This window comes from bacterium, assembly GCA_035527515.1.
Lineage (GTDB): Bacteria > B130-G9 > B130-G9 > B130-G9 > B130-G9 > B130-G9.
The window spans coordinates 22954-41445 of sequence record DATLAJ010000092.1; the positions used below are offsets into that span (position 1 = coordinate 22954).

Below are 18492 nucleotides of genomic sequence, written 5' to 3' on the forward strand. Positions count from 1 at the left end.
TGACGGCGGGGTTTGTTTGAAGATTCCGATGGAGGGATTGTAACTATGGGGAATCCAGGGCGGAGGCTTGTACCTCTTGGTCTGCTGCTGATAAGTTTCGTCTTGTCGTTCGGCTGGGCGTTCGCCGCCTCAACTGATGTTGCGTGGCGGATGCTACAGCATGATTCTCAAAGGTCTGGCCTCGTGGATGGTGTCGGGCCTGTGATTCCTGATGTTTTGTTTGAGTTTGAGACAGCGTATTGGGTCCGATCATCCTGTGTCGTGGCGCCGGATGGCTCAGTTCTTGTCGGGAGCTATCTGGGCATGTTCTACTGTCTCGAACCAGACCTCTGGACCACACCGAGATGGTGGGTGGATTCGGGCAGCGACATCGAGGGAACGCCCTGCCTCGCTCCAGAAGGCATAGTTTATGTGCCAACCATGGACGGGCGCCTTATCTGCATTGATGCCAATACATCAAGCGGGAGCCTTGTGGACATCAAATGGATATACCAGGGACCCGCCTCTCTCAAGACCTCGCCGTGTCTGATGGCGGATGGGGCCATCGTCGCGACGTTCTCAGATGGCACGCTAGTTGTCCTCGAGCGAGACGGTAACGTTCGGTGGACCTTCTCATCCGAGGGTGGGTTCGAGGCGTCACCGGCGATTGCTCACGACGGGACAGTCATAGTCGCTGACGCCGAGGGGCGCGTAACGGCGCTGACCAGAGAGGGGTCTGTTCGCTGGACGGACGATACTCTCAGCGCGGTTCTATCGTCTCCCACAACCTATTTTGATGATGTCTATGTCGTCAGCTATGACGGCGTCGTTCACGCCCTTTCGCTGGACGATGGCTCGCCGATTTGGACGTTCAAGACTGGGTGTCTGAACATCGGTTCGTCGCCGGCGGTCGATTCAGACGGCGCGCTGTATTTCGGGACACAAGAGGGGATCCTGTTCGCGTTGTGGCACTATGGGGCAGAGAAATGGCGCTTTGCTGCGGACGGCGAGGTCCAGAGCTCGCCCGCCGTGGATGCTGACGGCAAGATATACTTTGGCTGCTCGGACTATTGTCTTTATTGCCTTAACAAGGACGGAGACTTGCTCTGGACTGAGCGGACCAGGGGCAAGATCACGTCGTCGCCAGCTATCGGCCCGGCGGAGCCTTTCGTTGACGAGAACGACAACGGGGAGTGTGACGGCGATGAGACGTTCGAGGACATCAACTTCAATGGGCAGTGGGACGGCAACTGTGTTTATGTTGGCTCCTGGGACAGAACTGTCATCGTCGTGGGACAGAAGGCCGATGCAGTTCCGCAGCTTTCAGAGAGCTCGGTTTCTCCCGAGGAGGGCAATGTATCTACTGTTTTCACGTATTCTGTTGGCTACTTCTCAGACCCTGGGAGCGGCCCCGAGACGACGTGGGTTGTGATAGATGGCAGTCCCCATGATATGACGCTTTACAGGGAGAACTACTACGGACCTGGCATCGACGAATACCGTTTTGAGACGCAGCTTCCGGTCGGCAACCATAATTTCTACTTCGCGTTCTGCGATGCGGACGGCGACAGCGTGAGGTTGCCGACTGACGGCGCAATCGACGGGCCATTTGTCAAGCCGGACAACAGACCTCCCGCTCTGCTTGCAGGTTTCGTCTCGCCTGCTTCGGCCACTCTCGGCTCAACGTTCACATTTACAGTGGATGTGGCAGACCCAGATACGGACGTGATAACGGCCGTCTATCTAGTGCTGAACGGTCCTGGGATGAGTGAGCCGGCGGTTTATCTCATGCAGGACTTCGTTGCCTCGACCACGAATGACGGCTACTACACGTTCAGACAGGGCCTCGTTCTCGAACATGTGGGCGAATACGAGTATCTTTTCGGGGCAATCGATGCCAGGGACGGGATCGGCATTCTGCCGTCCGAAGGCTGGTATCATGGCCCCACGGTTACGCCCTGCACAAGTCCATGGCCGATGTATCGGCAGAATCGCAATCACACTGGTCTATCGGTGCTCGAGGGACCCTATATCTACACACTGCGGTGGGCTGGCAGGGCCGGAGGCGGAATCGTGTCCTCTCCGTGCATCGGCGCCACCGGGAACATATACGTTGGCTCGCTCGATGGCTCGCTCTATGCTTATTCGACAGACGGAGTGCCGCTTTGGAGTTATGCCACTGGGGACATGATCGTCTCATCGCCTGCGGTTGGCTATGAGGATGTGGTCTATTTTGGCTCTGATGACGGCTACTTGTATGCTGTCCAGGACGGGACGCTATTGTGGCGAACGCAGATGGGCGGAAACGTCCGCTCCTCGCCGGTAATGGGCACGGGCGGCGCTATTTACGTCGGCTGCAACGACGGCCGTCTTTACGCGCTCGACAAGGACACCGGGACGGTGCAGTGGCGGTATAGTATAGGGGCCTGGATCAACTCCTCGCCCGCAGTCTGGAGGCTGCCCGATAGGGACATCATCTACATCACTGCGATGGATGGTAATCTTTACGCAGTTCACAATCTCGACACCGGGGGCGTCTATTGCCTCGAGATGTTCCACACCGGCCACTGGGTAACGTCGTCTCCATGCATTGGGCCCGACGGGACCATCTACTTCGGCTCCAACGACGGCAACATCTACGCGGTCGATCCTGAGGGTAACCTTGAGTGGTCCTACCCGACGAATAGCTGGGTGCGTTCATCACCCGCTATCGACAAGGACGGAAACGTTTACGTGGGTTCACTCGACCACCATCTATACTGCCTCGATTCTGAAGGCGAGCTCAACTGGATGGTCGATCTCGGCGACCAGATCGTCGGCTCCTGTGCGCTCGACGCGAGAGGTTACGTCTATGTTGGCACCAACTACACCACTCCCGATGGCGGCAAGGAGTTCTGCCTGGACAGGGAAGGCAACATCGAATGGGTATTCCAGACAAGCGAGGCTGTCAATTCATCCGCTGCGATTGGCGAGGGCAACATGGTCTATTTCGGGAGCCTGGATTGGAATCTCTACGCCTTTGGCGGCCGCGATGAGCTAGCGCCATATATCCTTGGCGGCGGCTTTTGGAATAGCAGAATCTCCGCTCGCGATGGCGGGGTGCTTCGGCTGACTGCCTACGTAACCGACCCTGAAGACAACGTGGATTACGTCGAGCTATTCCAGATGGGGCAAGGTTCCCTCAACCTTTATCTCCTTGATAATGGTCTGGGCGGAGACGAGGTGGCCGGCGACAACAAGTACTCGATTCAGATTGACTGTGGCCCCGGGGACATGGCGTCAGGTCCTCACTATTATGAGCTGATTGCGCGCGACAAGGCTGGCAACAGGAGCGAGATATGGCCATATCTTGAGATCAGAAGCGAGGGTCTTCCGGTGCTTCTGGGGCAGGATGCGTCCGCTCCGCTTTTGGCCGCTGGTTTCAAGCCGATGCAGGCCCAACAATTGCACGCGATAGACCTTGCGCCTCGAGGGTCCAGCGCAGCGGCGCCGCTTTCTGCCTACCCATACAACCCTGACGCCCCTGTTGTGCTCGAGGCGGGCTACGGCTACACGAGGATAACGTCGGAGAACGGAGGCAGGCTCCAGGTGTTCACAAGAGTAACTGATCCAAACGGGCCGGCGGACATTGATAAGGTTACTTTCAAGCTCTATGCCCTGGGTGTATGGAATGGCGTCGAGATGTATAGGGACCCGATGGAGCCCAATATGTACACGCTTGACCTGAATATAGGCGCCGGTATATATCCTGGGACATACATGGTGGACATAAGCGCCACGGACCTAGAAGGCAACCAGGGCCGCTGGCCGGCACTTACTGTGTGGGATTGACTCTAGCGGCGAGATATTGCTTTAAGAAACGAACGAACTTACGACCTTGAACGGGGGCTGCCTCGATAGCAGCTCCCGTTTCTTGTTTTAGTGTTTTCAGCGTCATTCCATCGAGGAACCGGCGGAGGTCTCCCTTGCGGTCTGCGCTTTCGTCTTCGAGCGCAGCCTCGGGCACAAGCACGAGGTCGTTGCTTCCAAAACCTTCCGCCAGCATTCTTTGCCTGATGTCCTGGCCAACCAGCAGACCCGCTACCGTTACGCTCTCCCCGAAGAACCTGTTGCCCACCTCAAGCAGCGACAGCCTTGTCCCGAATGCTTGATTGACCCGCCCAATCGCTCTAGAGAGCATGGGCGCAGCGAGCCTTCCCGTTACTATCGTGGCCCTCGCGCCTACAAGCGACGCTCTCGATTCCAGCCCGCCCAGCGCCTCGTCTAGTTCCGCCGCAAAGCTCGCGGCGATCCCGACCCCGTTCTCGAGCTGAGCGAATTCGCCATACTCTCGCGCCTTCGGCAACCGAACGCCGGACATCAGGTAGAACTCGTCGCTCAAAAACAGAACCTGCCTGTCAAAGCGCTCGCCGAGTCGCGACTGAATAGGCTGCATCTGTTCGATGAGCTGTCCGGCGTAACTGGGCGATACAGGCTCGATTGCGGACAGGCGTTCTCTGAATCTTGTCAAGCCCACGGGCACGATGGCGATCGTCTGAACGCCGGGGAATAGTGACGTAAGGTCCGAAATAGTCTGTTGGAGGACCTTCCCGTCGTTGATGCCCGGGCATAGCACGACCTGTGTGTGAAGCTTTGCGCCGGAGCGTATGAGGTCCCCAAGCGCTGGCAATATAGGAGGCGCCGCTGGGTTGCCGAGCATCTTCGTCCGCACCGAATCGTCGGTGGCGTGGACAGAGACGTAGAGCGGCGAAATGCCGAGCCGCTCGATCCTCTTTAGGTTTGCCCTCGAGATGTTCGTGGCGGTGATGAAGTTGCCGAACAGAAAGGAGAGCCTGTAGTCGTCGTCCTTCACGTAAAGCGGCGGCCTAAGCCCAGTCGGCATCTGATCTACGAAGCAGAATATGCACTTGTTGCAGCAGATTCTGGGCTTGATCGGCTCAAGAGCAAGGCCGATCGGCTGCCCGAACGTGCGAACGATCGTTGCGGTGTGCGGCGTGCCGGCTGGGCCCATGTAGCTGATCTCGAGGCGATCGTCAGTGGAGGCGACCATGAAGTCGATTTGGTCGCTGATCGCGACGTCGTTGACGTCTGTAATGCTCGCTCCTGTTGGGATTTGAGCCGCATCTGCCGCTGAGCCGGGGAGCACCTTGGAGACAGTGATGGGCAAGCGCTATTTGCCCCTTTCGTCCTGTTGTTCTTGGTGCTCGGGGTCTGCCGCGCCGTCTGGCAGTTTCTGGTGGTTTTCCCGCTGCTGCGTTTGTGCTGCGCCGTGCTCGGACATTGAGGACGAGTTCGATGCTTCCTGTGTCATCTTGGGCGTAGGACCTGGCCCTGGTAGGCGTTCACCGTCCTGCTGACCCGGCGGCATCTTCTTGTCCTCCTCGACCGCTCCTGCCCTCACTTTTCTAAAGAAGTGCATAAAGGTAACTTTAGCCACGGCAGCCAACGGCACGGCGAGAATCACTCCCACGAATCCGCCGAGCGTGCCGCCGACCAGAACCGCCAGGATGATTAGCAGCGGGTGCAGTCCGACCTTTCTCCCTACAATTCTGGGAGTAATCACGAAGCCCTCGAGCGCCTGCACGCTGGCGAAAAGTAGGATGACCAAGAGCGGCTCACGCCACCAGGGCTGCGAATGAAAGCCCGCTATTATCGCTGATGGAATGAAGCCAATCACGAGGCATAGATAGGGAACTATGTATGCAAAGCCCGACAAAAGGCCAAGCAGCGGCCAGTAGGGCACACCTATCAGCCACAAGCCCGCGCAGTAAAGCGCCGAGAGCACGAGCGCAACGAGGAGCTGCCCCCGTATCAAGTTGCCAAGTGTGGAGTTGATCTCACTGATGAGCCCGACCACGAAGTCCCTCCGTCTTGCAGGAATAAGCGATAACACGCAGTCGGTCATCTTATCAAAATCAAGCAGGATGTAGAACACTACTACCGGTGTGATCGCCAGGCCGATTAGCCAACCTATCAGCGCAACAAGGCTGCCAAATGTCCCCGCGATGAGCGTCCCAACGGGTCTTGCGGCCTTGCCGGCAAGCGATTTCAGCGTCTCGGCCTGAGGCGCCAGTGCATCTATGAACGACTCGAGGTCAGAGGGGAACTTCTCGCCGAAGAATCGCTCCCACCAAGAGCTCGCCCAATCTCTGGCCTCTGCGAGATATGTAGGCACGTTGCTGGCGAGCTCCGCTATCTCGCGAAATAGCGCCGGCACAATGAGGAAGAGGACCAGCGCCGCCGCGGCCACCATCAAAACAGTTACTAAAATGATGCCCAGCGTCCGGTTCACGCCGGCCCTTTCCAGCCGGCCAACGACCGGGTTCAGGGCGTATGCGGCAAGGGAAGCGAATACCATCATCCCGATGAGCGAGCGCAGCTGCCACAGGACGTATAGCAGCAGCGCAAGGCCAAGAATGGAGATCGCAATCAGGATGGAGCCGGCAACCGGCCTGAAGTTGTATCTTGGTGCGTGATTGTCGTGTCCCATCGTGCACTTTCTCCCTTAGTTCGTGCCAACCCCATGCCCCGGCAAGGCGATGTCTGCCCGCTTGGAACCGTTCGCCCCTCAGTTTGAAGCCAGGTTGGGATGTGATATAAGCTTGAGAACAGAATAGTTAGTATTAGGCACCATCTCAAGCGACTTGGGGCCTGGCCTATTTGGAAGGGGATAAGTTTTGAACCTGGGCAGAATCATCGGCAGGGTGGTCGCAACGCGCAAGGACGAGCGGCTTAGGGGCATCAAGCTCCTGCTGTTGCAGCCTTTGAGAAGCGACCAAACGGCGATTGGTGGCCCCATCGTGGCGGTCGATTCGGCCGGAGCAGGCGCGTCGGAGATGGTTCTTTGGGTCTCTGGTAAGGAGGCGGCGGTCCCATTCAGTAAGGACATCCCCGTTGATGCCTGTGTCGTGGGGATTGTGGATAGTGCAGATGTCCCTGGATAATCGCTACATGGCGGTCGGGTTTGCCGCCTCGGTCATCGCTCACATCCTTATGGCCATTCTGGTTCCAGCGCCCGCTCCGGCAACACAGCCTAATCCGAAGGAGGAGCTCATCGAGGTCGCTCTCTTCCCCCTCGACTACGGGGCGCTGGGATATGAGGTGGCGGCGATGGGCGTGTCTGAGGAGGAAGCAAAGCTGCTCTCGAAGCTCTCTGCCGATACGCTCGCCTTTGCCGAGCAGCTCCCGCTAGGGATATTCACACGGCCGCCCAAATCAGATTCCGCACCGGACGATCTCAAGCTTAATGTGGAGGACCTGCCGGACAAGCGCCTCCCCGAAATGGTTGAGAAGGCGCTCGAGAGGCTGGCGAAGTCCAGGCGCGAGACGGGCAGAGCCGGTGCGAGTGAACCAAAGCCCTGGTCGCTGGCGCCATCTCAGCCGAAGGAAAGGGTGAGTATGCCCAAGATCGCACCATTTGAAGCGGTGTCGGGCCCGAAAGAGAGGCCCGCGGTCAACGTGGAGTCCATCATAGGGCCTGTCTCGGCGAGGCGCATCGTTTATCGCCCGTCGTTAGGCCAGGTGACGATCTCGACGCCGGGAAACGTCCGGATCAAGTTTTGGGTGCAGCCTGACGGCGCTGTTGCCAGGATTCTCTTCGAGCGGAAGCTCGACGCGAGCCTCGACGACTACTCTCTCAGATACGTTCGGGGGCTCAGGTTCGAGCCGCTGCCCGAGGGCAAGGACTACGTTGAGTGGGGCACGATAACTATAGCCTTTCGGCCGGAATAGGCCGCGACTGCACTCGGCAAGGCAACCGCTCTCTGTGGGAAACAGGAGTTTCGCAGATCTTGAGCGGGCTCGTCGGGTTATTGGGTATATGGGTCTGATTCTGCATGGTTCCAGCTGGAATTGGACCTGACCGGACGCAGGGCATGGGCTGCCGCAGATCTGAACAAGAAACCGCGGAAGACAACATTCGGGAATATGGGTTGCGCTTAGACTGCGAAGTACCGACAGTTGAGATTGACAGGCGATTCGTTTTATACGATAAGTAGCGTAATGGTTGGGGTTTAACAAGGTCATGGCACAGGTTTGCAGAGATGACATGTGATATTAGAACGCTGCGTATCAAGAGCCGGCTCGCGCAGAGATCCATCGCTGACAGACTCGGTGTTTCCTCACACCAACTCCGAAAGTGGGAAAGGGGCCTGGAACTGCCAAGCGACGAGGTTTTTGGGAAGATGGCCGGTCTTTTTGGGATTGAGCAATCTGAGCTGGTCAAGAGTCAGATTCGGTATTCAAGGACGGTTACCCCTGGCGAAGGTTATACCACTCGCTTGACAAATCGGAAGGAATCCATTCCGGCGCGGAAGACCGCCCCAGATGGTGTTTTGAGGGTACTGGACTTGTTTGCGGGATGTGGTGGTCTGTCTTTCGGATTGGAGATGACGGGTCATTTTGTTGCTGTTTGTGGGCTCGATTTACTTCCAGACAGGCTAGACACATTTCTCGCAAATCACCCTTGCGCTGCGGGTCTGATCGGTGACATTCGGGACTGGAGAATTGAGGATATTCGGAAGTCCATGGGCCGGGTAGACCTCATTGCCGGGGGACCGCCCTGTCAAGGGTTCTCTTCAATACGTCCTTTCAGGGCAGTCACCGAGGGCGACAGGCGAAATAATCTGATCGAGTACTTCGTGTTGATAATCGCCGCATTAAAGCCAAAGTGGATGCTCCTGGAAAACGTTGTGGGAATGCTCACTCACAAAAGAGGAGTGATGCTTGAGTCAGTTATCAGCGCGCTTCAGGATATCGGATACAACATGTCCTGGCGAATCATAAATGCAGCTCTATATGGAGTGCCCCAGAACCGGGAGCGAATAGTCATAATCGGAAATAGGATGGGCATAGATTTTAAATGGCCGGAACCGACTCATTTTGCCGAATACAGGAGCATGGCTGGTTCTCGGCCGGAGGTTATATCTGTGTTGCCCGTTTTTTCTCCAAACCTGATGCCTGCGGTCACAGTTAGCGTGGCAATAAGTGATCTGGCTCCTGTTGAAGCTGGAGAACAAGTGAACCACTATATTGATGAGCCCAGAAATGACTTCCAAAGAACTATGCGAGGGGGAAACCCTCAATTAACGCTTCATCGAGCCACAAGACACACCAAGAGAATGCTCAATATAATAGAGCATGCGGGAGCAAATATTTCCCACATACCCAAAGAACTCATCTCGAGTGGATTCAGCACATGTTACAGTAGGCTTGACGCTAGTAAACCGAGTACGACGCTTACTGTGAATTTCGTCCACCCAGCATCCAATAGATGCATCCACCCTCGCCAAAATCGAGCTCTAACAATAAGGGAGGGGGCACGACTTCAGAGCTTTCCAGACCGTTTTGAGTTTATTGGGACCACCGGTCAAATTGTAAAACAGATAGGAAATGCCGTCCCGCCCTTACTTGCGAAAGCCCTCGGCGAGGCGATCTACACGGCAGATGATTCAAGGGTCAATCAGTAACCTATCGACTATACAACTTCTCAAGATCTTGATAGCGCCTACGCGAAGGTGAGTGGGGACAACGAAGTATGTCGCAATAAGCCACTTCCAACGCATCCATCCCATCTGCACTGATTACAGCAGTCTTCCCAGAATCTCCCTCCGTGTTACTGACGCGGAAATGACTATCATCAAGGATTCCTGTTCGAATCTCCCATACCCAGACGACGTCACCCCGGTTCTCTCTCCCGCGCCTGTAGTTGCCGTCTTGGTCCGCAAGCACATAGCGGAGCGTGACATGAGGCCCTGGCTTGACTAAATGGCCCTTAGGTTTGTTGGTTTCTAATGCGACTTTTATTTCAATATCCTTGGATCCCTCCGCTACGCCTATCAGATCGGGATATGTATGAGGCTTGTTCTGTATGAAGGCTCCCTTTGAAGTCCGGGTAATGCCACGCCTGAATAAGTTCCCTACTATGGCTGACAAGTTCGCGAGTTCGAGCAATTGAGATAGTCTATCTGAACCTGCATCCTGCAGCGTTGTGTCTATACGATCAAGAACATCGTACAGGTAGTCGATCGCACCCAATATGAACTGTGGCTTCAGGCCGAATTCGGCCAGGTATTCAGTCTCAATCAGTTTAGCTCTGTCGGATTGCCTTTTCATAGTTGTAATCTAGTCCATCTCTGTAAACAACTCGGTCACATGGACCTCCAGAGCGCGAGCGATCGCCAATATGTTCAGCAAGCTGACATTGCGTTCTCCTCGTTCTATTCCTCCGACGTATGTCCGATGCAGCCCAGCTCTGTGAGCAAGCTCTTCTTGGGATATACCACGAGTCGCTCTTAACTTCCGGACACGTTTGCCTAATGCTTGAAGCGGATCTTTCATCATTGCATAATGCTAGATACAGTGACCACTATGAGTCCACAGCCTATAAGTAGCGAATAGGACAACCGGAAAAACGAAAGCACATCGATCAGAGCCTGCAGCCTCGGATGAGACACCCTTTGGTGGCCTAACCCGTTCGGAACTAATGTCACGAATCAGAAGCAATGGAAATGTGACGACCGAGATTCGAATGATGCGATTCCTCAAGAAATCGGGTCTCAAAGGGTGGAGAAGGCACTATCCTCTCAAGGGCAAGCCTGATTTCGTATGGCGCAAGGAGCGTGTGGCCCTGTTTGTGGACGGATGCTTCTGGCATGGCCATGATTGCGATCGAAACCTCACACCGAGAAGTAACGTAAGATTCTGGGAAGACAAAATAAGCAAGAACAAAGCCAGAGACCATGCTGTAACCGAGCATCTCCAAGACAGAGGGTGGAAGGTCATCCGAGTCTGGGAATGTCAGCTCGGGGATGCCGACGCACTGAGGATCGCATTAGTGGAGGCCCTAAGGGAAGGATCACCAGAAATGGGGATAACGCGAGTCTCGCCGGACCCAGCTACGTGAGTCTACAATATTACAACATTCTAAGGTGAATATGGCGAGAAGGAGCGTTCACAACGCAGACATGCAGTCCTGCATTTGCCCCCGAGGCGAACGGCATGAAGGGCTACGTCAAGAAGGCGGATGATCTGCTGGGGAAGATTCAGGAAATCAGGCAAGCAGAGGCCAATGGACGCTGAAAGACCGAGCTGCCCCGAGGTTGGTCTCTTGTCATTCATGGGACCAAGCGTCTAGAGGGCAGATGCTGAGGGCAACGATATATATGGATTCTAAGGTCGAGCTGAAGCGGATAAGGAACCAGGCTTCAGCTGAGAATGTGCGAGTCACGCTGCACGCACATCAGGAGATGGTTGAGGAAGGGGATAACACTTGATGATCTTCTGGACGCAATCGAGAGCTCGTGCATCCTCGAGGACTATCCTGAACACCGGCGGGGGTCTTGCTGTTTGCTTTGTGGATACACGGGCAGCGCCCGCCCGATTCACGTTGTTTGCACTACAGGCCGTGAAGAGCTTATAGTAATCACAGTGTATGAGCCTAAACCGCCTAAATGGGTAACACCAACTCAGAGGAGGTTATAGATTATGAAATGTAGCATTGAGGGTTGCCCCGGCGAGTGTGAGGAGCATCTGATCGCTCACACAGTGCGGCACAATGGGCAGCTGATTGTCATAGACCACGTCCCAGCGCAGGTCTGCTGCGAGTGTGGGGACGTTCTTCTGAGTCCGGATACGATTCGTCGGATCGAGGCGCTGCTTGGGACTCCAGCAGAGCCAGTTGGCGCGGCACCACTGTATGAATATGCGTGAATATCGGGTCATCCGAATGATGATCTGGCACCCGGCACGCTAAACAGCATATTCAAACAGGCGGGACTGAAGAGGAGCTGAAATGCATCGTTTCCTTGTGGTGATTGAGAAGGCGGGCAGCAACTACTCGGCATATTCGCCCGATCTGCCGGGCTGCGTGGCCACCGGCGCAACCCGGGATGAGGTCGAACGAAATATGCACGAGGCGATCGAAATGCACGTGCAAGGGCTTCAGGAGGATGGCTTGACCGTGCCCGAGTCTCTTTCCTTTGCGGAGTATGTGGCTGTTCGATAAATGCGCGCCTGCGCCTACGGTTTCTCACGTTAATCCCTTTGTATGTTATTCTCTATGTTCTCTCCTTGGGGGCTTCGCAGCTGGTATCAAGCCACCACCAATGAAAGCGGTGTCAAGCCACCGCACTCCAAAAACAAGGGGGTCGCCCACACGGTCAATGTGATTTTTGGGGTCTGTGGGAAAGTATTGACAGCTTGAGTGGTTCAAGAGTAACCTTAGGCCTCCCTATTTGAGGCTTTTTGTGTCAGCCGCCTTCGCTGAAGTTTTTGGGCAAAGTTACCGAATAGAGCAAAGGATAGTAGTGCCTAGCACGAGAGAGCCTCGACGACCCAAGGACGAGGTTTTGAGAGAGTTCTTCCGGAGTATTGGGCTTGTTACTCAGATCGGCTTAACGGTTGTGGTGGCGATCGGGGTGGGCTTTGGAGCAGGATTCTACGTTGACAGATGGCTTGACACAGACCACACTTTTTTGGTTGTTGGCATATTGTTTGGCATTGGTGCTGCTTTCTGGAACGTGTATCGCTTGCTTCTCAAAGGTTTCATTCCGCCGGGGTCCGCTGGCGATGATGGTGAGAAAGAGAGATGATTGAGGCTTGTGCGTTTCCAGTCAAAGGGGTTGTGCGACATAGACGAACAAAAAGAGTGCTTATTTGACTTCAGGCGCCGTGTAACCACGGTCGCGGCCGGGGCTGCGCTCGTGGTCTGCGCCTTGAGCGTGCTCATGGGCTATTGGGGAGTCGCCCTGGGTTTTGGGCTGGGCTCGGTAGCAAGCATTGCGGCGTTTTGGTTTGCGGTGAAGAAGTCGCTTAGATTGCTCGTAATTGCCGATTCGAATCGAGCGGCAGCGCATTCGTTTGCATGGCTCGTGCCGAGGTTCTTACTGTTTGGTCTGGCACTATTGGTCGGTGCGAAGTATTCGTCGGTCAGTTTCGCGGCCGTGGCGGCGGGGATATTTCTCTGCCACATCATACTTGTCCTTTACGAGCCCGTGATAAGCCGGTTTTACGCGGATTCTAAGAGGGCCTCGGAAGGGGCTTTTGAGGAGAGTTAACAGGAATGGAGAGCGTAGGGCAAGTCCCTCAGCTACACGAGATATGGGGCCTGAAGCTCCCCTTGGGCGGCGTTAACCACGTGACTGTGATAATGACTTGGGTCGTGATGGCCATTATCGTTGTTGTGGCCGCTATTGTGGTGAGGCGGCTCAAAGAGGTTCCTGGCCGCGTTCAGGTTGTGGTCGAGCTGTTGGCCAGGTTCTTCGATGACCTCGTTGAGGATTCATTGGGCCGGGATGATAGGCGATATCTTCCGCTCATCGGGACACTCTTCCTGTTCTTGCTCCTGTCGAATTGGCTCGGTGTTATTCCTGGGCTTCGGGAGCCCACCAGTGATATAAACACGCCGCTGTCGCTGGGGATTATGGGTTTTTTTATATGGCACATTTCTGGGATGCGTGCCAAAGGGATATGGGGCTATCTCAAGGGGTTCTTCCAGCCCATGTTCTTCATGTTCCCGCTCAATGCGGTTAGCGAGATTGCGAAGGTGATATCGATTTCCTTTCGTCTTTTTGGCAACATAATGGGCGGCTCAATCATCATTCTGGTCGTTTCGCAGCTGTTGATGTTTCTCATTGTTCCGGTATTGCTCACCGGGTTTTTCGGTTTATTTGTTGGCTCGGTACAGGCTTTTGTGTTCACGATGCTTTACTTGACGTATATCTCGGTAGCGGTTCGTTCGGACTAAGAGTCAAAGGCTGCAATTGGAAGCATATTGGGCTGAAGCTATCAAGTATCTTGCGGCCGGCATCTGTATGGGTTTTGGTGCTATCGGTGCAGGCGTTGGGGAGGGTTACACCGCAGGCCAGACCGTTTTGGGCATATCCCGTCAGCCGAGCGCCTCGGGCCAGCTGATTAAAACGATGCTCATTGGCCAGGCGATAACCGAGACGTCCGGCATCTTTGCCCTTGTCATCGCAGTGTTGATGATCAGCCCCGGCGTCGGCGCCGGCGACAATATCGTAGTGAGTATGGCGGCGTTTCTGGGCGCAGGGATAAGCGTCGGTATCGCGGGCTTTGGCGTCGGTATCGGGGGAGGCTTCCCTGCCGCAAAGGCCTGCGAGGGCATAGCGAGGCGCCCCTCGGTGGCCGGACAGGTCAGCGTCACGATGCTGATCGGACAGGCTGCCGCCTCAACCCCGGTCGTTTTTGGGTTGGTCGTGGCATTCATCCTTCTTTACACGCCTTTTTCGGGGAGTTGGGAGAGGGCCGCAGCGCTTCTTGGCGCAGGGATAAGCGCGGGCTTTGGTGGGTTTGGCAGTGGCATTGGTGGGGGCATGCCCGGCGGGACTGCTTGCGCTGCTACTGCGAGGCGCATGGACTTGCGCAGCCAGATAATCGGGACGATGCTGATCGGCCAAGCCGTTACTCAGACCTCGGCCATCTTCGCGCTGGTCGTCTCTTTTCTGCTGATGTTCACCACGGGCGATGGCTCGGACATCGTCAAGATAGCTGGCTTACTTGGTGCGGGCATCAGCATGGGCTTTGGCGCTATCGGCCCCGGCTTGGGTACCGGTATCCCGGCGGCGTCCGCATGCACCTGCATTCGGATAAACGAGCGAACCGGCTCGGTAACAACGCGGGTCATGTTGCTGGGCCAGGCAGTTGCGCAGTCAACGGCCATATACTCTCTGATCATAGCTCTGCTTATGATATTCGTTGTGTAGTCCAGAACTCATGCTGCTTATGCCTTTTGGCAGTGGCGTGATTAGTTGTGCAAGTAGTAAGGAAAGGGAGAAGTTTTATGGAGATTACTTCGGACGCGATCATCAAGGCTGCTGCGCTTCTTGGTGCGGGCATCTGCATGGGCTTTGGAGCCATAGGCCCGGGCGTCGGCGAGGGTTATGCCGCCGGTAAGGCCTGCGAGGGCATTTCTCGGGCCCCGAAGGAGGCAGGCCTGCTGACCAGAACGATGCTCATAGGCCAGGCAGTCTCCGAGTCAACAGGCATTTACTCATTGGTAATCGCGTTGCTTCTGATTTTTGTTGTTGGTGGCTAGAGGTTCGCATTATACCTGGTTGCTGGCCAGGCTGATACGTGGCCACAGGGCTTGCCTGGGCTCTCTGCCTTTGTTGGGGCCCTTGTTCACGGGGCAAGTTGGGAATCCGAGACGAGCAGCGGTGAATAGGAATGGTTGAGCTAAACTTCACGATAGTCATTCAAGCTATCAGTTTCGTGATCTTGTTTCTCGTGATGAAGAAGGTTTTCTGGAAGCCGCTGATGAAGCACCTCGACCGGCGTGATGCACTGATCAGCGGCCGCAAAGACGAGATCGAGAAGCTCCGGGCCGAGTCGATACGAATGCGTGAGGAGTACTCGGGCCGGATAAGGGCAGCACGCAAGGAGGGGATCTCGCTTCAAGAGAAGCTCATCAGAGAAGGCCGCGCCGAGCGACTCCGACTGATCTCGGAGTCGCTGGACAAGGCGGAGGAGGTCACTGCTGCTGGGGAGAAGGGGCTTCTCAATGACAAGCAGGCCGCGCTTGATGGGATCAAGGACGAGGAGATAGGGATAATGGCGGAGCAGATCGCGAGTCGGATTCTATCGGTGCAGGAGAGTTGAGGTCGGATATGGCAGGCAGCGGTAAGGGGAAGGATAGGCGTTCTCGACGGCTATTGAGGCCTTCCATGGTCATTGTTTATATATTGGGAGCCTACCTGATCGCTAACTACGCATTGAGGGCTAGCGGCCACGTATATCCTGAGACGATGAAGCTCGTGAACTTAGGGCTGTTCGTGTATTTGATGTATCACTTTCTCAGGAAGCCGTTGGTCGCGATGCTCGACTCGAAGATTGCGGACGCCGTTGAGCTGCTCAAGACCACAGAATCTCAGTTAGCGGAGGCCAAGAGCGACCATCAGGAGGCTCAGCGTTTGTTGTCAGGTCTTGAGGATGAGATTGAGAAGCTCAGTGTGCGGGCCAAGGAGCTCGGTGAGGTCGAGCGAGATGCCTTGATTGCGGATGGCAAGGAGCGTGCTGGAAGCATCATAGACCAGGCCAGTGTAACCCTGAAAGGTCGGGAGCAGGAGATTCGGCAAGGGGTACTCAAGGAGGTAGCGCAACGTTGCGTGGATGTTGCCGGAGCGAGGATTTCCCAGAGGCTTACGCCCGCTCTTCATCTGGCACTGGTTAGGTCTCGCATCTTGGCGATCGGGAGGCGTTCGTGAATAAAACCTCTTTGGCAAAGCGCTATGCTAAGGCGTTGTGTGGTTTGGTTCCCGAGGATAAGCTGGAGGACATTCGCGAGGAGTTGCGGGCGCTTGGGAGGTTGGCGCGGGAGTCACACGAGTTTTACAGCATGTTGAATAACGAGACGTTGGCGCTAGGCGTTCGGCAGAGGCTATTGGACATCGTTCTGAAGAAGCTCGAGCCGCCGGATGTTCTTTTCAAGTTTTTTCACCTCTTGCTTCGCCACGGACGGATATCGCTGGTCGAAGAGATCGTCGAGCAATATGATTACGAGGCCGATCGTCGGCTGGGGCGGATGCGGGGCGAGCTCTTGGCTCCGATTGAGGTGCCGAAGGAAGACGTTCGGGCGTTGGAGAAGAGATTGAAGGAGCTTCTAGGAGCGGACGTAACACTGTCGCAGAGGCAGGATAGAACACTTCTTGGAGGGTTTGTGGTTCGGATTGAGGACTGGCTCTTTGACGCTACCGTTGATGCGGAGCTCTTGCGTGCCAAAGATCTGATCGGCGGCGTTTTGGATACTGGTCATGATGAGTCCTCTTTGGTTTTGCCTTCGAGAAGCTGACTGGAGGTAGGATTATATGCGAATAAGGCCTGAGGAGATCAGCTCGATCATCAAGGAGCAGATCGAGAACTACAGCACCGAGGTTACGCTGGCCGAGGTGGGGCGTGTTATCGAGGTGGGAGACGGCATCGCGCGGATATACGGTCTCGGCAATGTCATGTTGGGAGAGATGCTTGAGTTTCCGCACGACGTGATGGGCCTCGCTCTTAACCTTGAAGAGGGCAACGTCGGCGCCGTTCTTTTTGGTGAAGACCAGTACATCAAGGAGGGTGACCTGGTTAAGCGGACCAAACGGATTGCGGAGACCCCCGTAGGCGAAAAGGTAATCGGGCGAGTCGTCAATGCGCTGGGCCAGCCAGTCGATGGCAAAGGTCCGATCGAGGCTAAGCAGTTTAGTCCGTTAGAGAGGATCGCGCCCGGGGTAGTGGACAGGCTGCCGGTGAAGGAGCCTCTTCACACGGGGATCAAGGCGATCGACGCGATGATCCCAATCGGTCGCGGGCAGCGTGAGCTCGTGATTGGCGATAGGCAGACGGGCAAGACGGCGGTGGTCATTGACACGATTCTCAGCCAGAAGGGCGAGGATGTGATTTGCATCTACGTCGCGATCGGCCAGAAGCGCTCGACGGTTGCCCGTGTTGTCAAGACGTTCCAGGAATACGATGCAATGGACTATACAATAGTTGTCACAGCGAGCGCAAGCGAGCCGGCGACGCTTCAGTACATCGCTCCATACGTAGGCTGTGCGATCGGTGAGTATTTCAGGGACAGCGGCAGGCACGCCCTGGTCGTCTATGATGACCTTTGGAAGCATGCTCAGGCCTACCGGCAGCTTTCTTTACTACTGAGGCGCCCACCCGGACGTGAGGCATTCCCGGGCGATGTCTTCTACCTGCACTCGCGACTCTTGGAGCGAGCGGCAAAGCTCAACGACGATCGCGGCGGCGGCTCTCTCACGGCCATCCCGATCATTGAGACACAGGCGGGCGACATATCGACCTACATCCCCACAAACATGATCTCGATCACGGATGGCCAGATATTTCTCGAGACGAAACTCTTCTACTCCGGCGTTAGGCCGGCGATTAACGTTGGCGTCTCGGTCTCCAGAGTCGGCGGAAACGCCCAGGTGAAAGCTATGAAGCAGGTTGCCGGCACGCTACGACTCGACCTTGCCCAGTATCGGGAGGTAGCGGCCTTTTCGCAGTTTGGGTCCGAACTTGACAAGGTGACACAGCGGCAGCTCAAAAGGGGCGAGCGGATGGTCGAGGTTCTCAAGCAGGATCAGTACGTGTCGCTGCCGACAGAGAAACAGGTGGTCATTATCTTTGCCGGGGTCAATGGTTTTCTTGACGATGTCGAGGTTAAGGAGATAAAGCGATTCGAGCGCGAGCTGTTTCGGTTCATGGATTCCGAGCGCCCCGAGGTCCTCAAAGCTCTTAAGGAGAAGAAGGAGATGAGCGAGGAGCTTGAGGCGGACCTGAAGAAGTCCATTGATGAGTTCAAATCTCAATTCTTTCAATAGTTAGGTTCTTAATATGCCGACACTAAGAGACGTTCGACGACGTATTCTCAGCGTCAAGAACACGCAGAAGTTGACGCGGGCGATGAAGATGGTCGCCTCGTCCAAGCTGCGTCGTGCGGAGAGGTTTCTTGTTCAGGCTAGGCCTTACTCGAAGAAGATGATGGAGGTCGTTGCGAGCCTG

General features: G+C 55.6%; 22 protein-coding genes and 1 pseudogene. 19 read left to right on the forward strand and 4 right to left on the reverse strand.

Annotation, left to right across the window (positions count from 1 at the left end; genetic code table 11):
* The first annotated feature begins 45 nt into the window (after positions 1 to 45).
* On the forward strand, positions 46 to 3810 hold the full coding sequence (locus VM163_06915; protein ID HUT03603.1) for a PQQ-binding-like beta-propeller repeat protein: 3765 nt from the start codon (positions 46 to 48) through the stop codon (positions 3808 to 3810).
* Here the strand turns inward: VM163_06915 and VM163_06920 are convergent.
* Both VM163_06920 and VM163_06925 read right to left on the reverse strand, forming a co-directional pair.
* Positions 3794 to 5146, reverse strand: coding sequence for a DUF512 domain-containing protein (locus VM163_06920; GenBank protein HUT03604.1), 1353 nt, complete (start codon positions 5144 to 5146; stop codon positions 3794 to 3796). The two genes, VM163_06915 and VM163_06920, sit on opposite strands and share 17 nt — an antisense overlap.
* A 3-nt stretch (positions 5147 to 5149) precedes the next feature.
* Positions 5150 to 6469, reverse strand: coding sequence for an AI-2E family transporter (locus VM163_06925; protein ID HUT03605.1), 1320 nt, complete (start codon positions 6467 to 6469; stop codon positions 5150 to 5152).
* Positions 6470 to 6656: 187 nt separating this feature from the next.
* Between VM163_06925 and VM163_06930 the strand changes: the two genes are divergently transcribed.
* From VM163_06930 to VM163_06940, 3 genes are all read left to right on the forward strand, one after another.
* Positions 6657 to 6923, forward strand: a complete 267-nt coding sequence (locus VM163_06930) for a EutN/CcmL family microcompartment protein (GenBank protein ID HUT03606.1) — start codon at positions 6657 to 6659, stop codon at positions 6921 to 6923.
* Positions 6910 to 7710, forward strand: coding sequence for an energy transducer TonB (locus VM163_06935; protein HUT03607.1), 801 nt, complete (start codon positions 6910 to 6912; stop codon positions 7708 to 7710). The genes VM163_06930 and VM163_06935 overlap by 14 nt, the downstream gene beginning before the upstream one ends.
* A 602-nt stretch (positions 7711 to 8312) precedes the next feature.
* A complete protein-coding gene (locus VM163_06940; GenBank protein HUT03608.1) occupies positions 8313 to 9446 on the forward strand; it encodes a DNA cytosine methyltransferase in 1134 nt (377 codons plus the stop codon).
* A 1-nt stretch (position 9447) separates the two neighbouring features.
* On the opposite strand, the gene VM163_06945 is transcribed toward VM163_06940, so the two are convergent.
* Together VM163_06945 and VM163_06950 are read right to left on the reverse strand one after the other, a co-directional pair.
* A complete protein-coding gene (locus tag VM163_06945; protein ID HUT03609.1) occupies positions 9448 to 10092 on the reverse strand; it encodes a hypothetical protein in 645 nt (214 codons plus the stop codon).
* Positions 10093 to 10101: 9 nt separating this feature from the next.
* Positions 10102 to 10317, reverse strand: coding sequence for a helix-turn-helix transcriptional regulator (locus VM163_06950; GenBank protein ID HUT03610.1), 216 nt, complete (start codon positions 10315 to 10317; stop codon positions 10102 to 10104).
* Positions 10318 to 10459: 142 nt separating this feature from the next.
* Between VM163_06950 and VM163_06955 the strand changes: the two are divergent.
* The 15 genes and pseudogenes from VM163_06955 to VM163_07025 all read left to right on the forward strand — a co-directional run.
* Positions 10460 to 10882 (forward strand): annotated as a pseudogene (locus VM163_06955) (very short patch repair endonuclease).
* A gap of 238 nt (positions 10883 to 11120) precedes the next feature.
* Positions 11121 to 11252 carry a hypothetical protein gene (locus VM163_06960; protein ID HUT03611.1) on the forward strand — a complete coding sequence of 44 codons (132 nt, stop codon included), beginning with the start codon at positions 11121 to 11123 and terminating at the stop codon, positions 11250 to 11252.
* Between the two features lie 211 nt (positions 11253 to 11463).
* Positions 11464 to 11688 carry a YgiT-type zinc finger protein gene (locus VM163_06965; GenBank protein ID HUT03612.1) on the forward strand — a complete coding sequence of 75 codons (225 nt, stop codon included), beginning with the start codon at positions 11464 to 11466 and terminating at the stop codon, positions 11686 to 11688.
* Positions 11689 to 11769 (forward strand): type II toxin-antitoxin system HicA family toxin, encoded by an 81-nt coding sequence (locus tag VM163_06970; GenBank protein HUT03613.1) that lies wholly within the window; start codon positions 11689 to 11691, stop codon positions 11767 to 11769.
* A gap of 1 nt (position 11770) precedes the next feature.
* Entirely contained in the window at positions 11771 to 11983 is a 213-nt protein-coding gene (locus VM163_06975) for a type II toxin-antitoxin system HicB family antitoxin (protein HUT03614.1), read from the forward strand.
* A gap of 301 nt (positions 11984 to 12284) precedes the next feature.
* Positions 12285 to 12569: an AtpZ/AtpI family protein gene (locus tag VM163_06980; protein ID HUT03615.1), complete on the forward strand. Its 285-nt coding sequence runs from the start codon at positions 12285 to 12287 to the stop codon at positions 12567 to 12569.
* A complete protein-coding gene (locus VM163_06985) occupies positions 12570 to 13034 on the forward strand; it encodes a hypothetical protein (GenBank protein HUT03616.1) in 465 nt (154 codons plus the stop codon).
* A gap of 5 nt (positions 13035 to 13039) precedes the next feature.
* Positions 13040 to 13723 carry a F0F1 ATP synthase subunit A gene (gene atpB, locus VM163_06990; protein ID HUT03617.1) on the forward strand — a complete coding sequence of 228 codons (684 nt, stop codon included), beginning with the start codon at positions 13040 to 13042 and terminating at the stop codon, positions 13721 to 13723.
* Positions 13724 to 13739: 16 nt separating this feature from the next.
* Positions 13740 to 14702, forward strand: a complete 963-nt coding sequence (gene atpE / locus VM163_06995) for an ATP synthase F0 subunit C (GenBank protein ID HUT03618.1) — start codon at positions 13740 to 13742, stop codon at positions 14700 to 14702.
* A 77-nt stretch (positions 14703 to 14779) separates the two neighbouring features.
* On the forward strand, positions 14780 to 15034 hold the full coding sequence (atpE, locus tag VM163_07000; GenBank protein HUT03619.1) for an ATP synthase F0 subunit C: 255 nt from the start codon (positions 14780 to 14782) through the stop codon (positions 15032 to 15034).
* A gap of 131 nt (positions 15035 to 15165) precedes the next feature.
* The gene (locus VM163_07005; protein HUT03620.1) at positions 15166 to 15597 is read left to right on the forward strand and encodes an ATP synthase F0 subunit B; all 432 of its coding nucleotides are present in this window, start codon (positions 15166 to 15168) and stop codon (positions 15595 to 15597) included.
* A gap of 65 nt (positions 15598 to 15662) precedes the next feature.
* Positions 15663 to 16202 (forward strand): ATP synthase F0 subunit B, encoded by a 540-nt coding sequence (locus VM163_07010; GenBank protein HUT03621.1) that lies wholly within the window; start codon positions 15663 to 15665, stop codon positions 16200 to 16202.
* Entirely contained in the window at positions 16199 to 16786 is a 588-nt protein-coding gene (atpH, locus tag VM163_07015) for an ATP synthase F1 subunit delta (GenBank protein ID HUT03622.1), read from the forward strand. The genes VM163_07010 and atpH overlap by 4 nt, the downstream gene beginning before the upstream one ends.
* A gap of 16 nt (positions 16787 to 16802) precedes the next feature.
* Entirely contained in the window at positions 16803 to 18311 is a 1509-nt protein-coding gene (atpA, locus tag VM163_07020; GenBank protein HUT03623.1) for a F0F1 ATP synthase subunit alpha, read from the forward strand.
* Between the two features lie 13 nt (positions 18312 to 18324).
* A partial coding sequence (locus VM163_07025; GenBank protein ID HUT03624.1) for a FoF1 ATP synthase subunit gamma occupies positions 18325 to 18492 on the forward strand: 168 nt, incomplete at its 3' end.

Coding starts and splice junctions, on each gene's coding strand:
- VM163_06965 (HUT03612.1), top strand. CDS start 11,464: ATGAAATGTAGCATTGAGGGTTGCCCCGGCGAGTGTGAGGAGCATCTG.
- VM163_06950 (HUT03610.1), bottom strand. CDS start 10,317: ATGAAAGATCCGCTTCAAGCATTAGGCAAACGTGTCCGGAAGTTAAGA.
- atpE (HUT03619.1), top strand. CDS start 14,780: ATGGAGATTACTTCGGACGCGATCATCAAGGCTGCTGCGCTTCTTGGT.
- atpA (HUT03623.1), top strand. CDS start 16,803: ATGCGAATAAGGCCTGAGGAGATCAGCTCGATCATCAAGGAGCAGATC.
- atpB (HUT03617.1), top strand. CDS start 13,040: ATGGAGAGCGTAGGGCAAGTCCCTCAGCTACACGAGATATGGGGCCTG.
- VM163_06960 (HUT03611.1), top strand. CDS start 11,121: ATGCTGAGGGCAACGATATATATGGATTCTAAGGTCGAGCTGAAGCGG.
- VM163_06915 (HUT03603.1), top strand. CDS start 46: ATGGGGAATCCAGGGCGGAGGCTTGTACCTCTTGGTCTGCTGCTGATA.
- VM163_06925 (HUT03605.1), bottom strand. CDS start 6,469: ATGGGACACGACAATCACGCACCAAGATACAACTTCAGGCCGGTTGCC.
- VM163_07010 (HUT03621.1), top strand. CDS start 15,663: ATGGTCATTGTTTATATATTGGGAGCCTACCTGATCGCTAACTACGCA.
- VM163_06945 (HUT03609.1), bottom strand. CDS start 10,092: ATGAAAAGGCAATCCGACAGAGCTAAACTGATTGAGACTGAATACCTG.
- VM163_06975 (HUT03614.1), top strand. CDS start 11,771: ATGCATCGTTTCCTTGTGGTGATTGAGAAGGCGGGCAGCAACTACTCG.
- VM163_07005 (HUT03620.1), top strand. CDS start 15,166: ATGGTTGAGCTAAACTTCACGATAGTCATTCAAGCTATCAGTTTCGTG.
- VM163_06935 (HUT03607.1), top strand. CDS start 6,910: ATGTCCCTGGATAATCGCTACATGGCGGTCGGGTTTGCCGCCTCGGTC.